The organism is Bradyrhizobium sp. CCBAU 65884 (assembly GCF_028128835.1).
In the GTDB taxonomy this organism is placed as follows: Bacteria; Pseudomonadota; Alphaproteobacteria; order Rhizobiales; family Xanthobacteraceae; genus Bradyrhizobium; species Bradyrhizobium ottawaense.
Genome location: NZ_LBJU01000017.1, coordinates 1 through 507, shown reverse-complemented (window position 1 = coordinate 507; position 507 = coordinate 1). Strand labels below are relative to the sequence as shown.

Sequence of the window (507 nt, the reverse complement as noted above, 5' to 3'; positions counted from 1 at the left end):
AAGCCTGCGGCATAGACGGTGGTCAACGCGGTACGGCTCTTGAGGCTTGGGACCGCTTCCAGGAAGCGCACGACCTCGTCGGCGCTCAGCACGACCGGCAGTTTGCGCGGTTTACGCGCATAGGCGATGCGCTCTGGAACAGTGTCATGACCAAGCGTCACACCGTAGAAGAACCGCAGCGCGCAGACGATCTGGTTCAGCGCTGGCCAGGACATCCCCGTCGCAACCAGATGAACCTGGAAGGCACGGATATCCTCCAGGTCAAGGCGGTCAGGAGAACGACCGAAATATCGGCTCAACTTCGCTACGGCGTTGAGGTAGGATTGCTGCGTCGCCGGTGAGAGATTGCGGACCGTCATGTCCTCGATCATGCGGCGGCGAAGTGGGCTGATCTCAGCCATCGGAAAACCTCCTGTCTAAAGGGTTGGGCTTCGAAAACCCGCAATCCTCTCAGACAGGAGGCAATCCTTGCTATGCTTCCCTACATGCCGCGCCAGCGGCTTCGTT

At 59.8% G+C, this 507-nt stretch carries 1 protein-coding gene; it reads right to left on the bottom strand.

Annotated features, from left to right (window positions below):
* Positions 1 to 401 (bottom strand): site-specific integrase (locus XI03_RS01535; RefSeq protein ID WP_271591091.1); only part of this gene is annotated, 401 nt, incomplete at its 3' end.
* Positions 402 to 507: the final 106 nt, after the last annotated feature.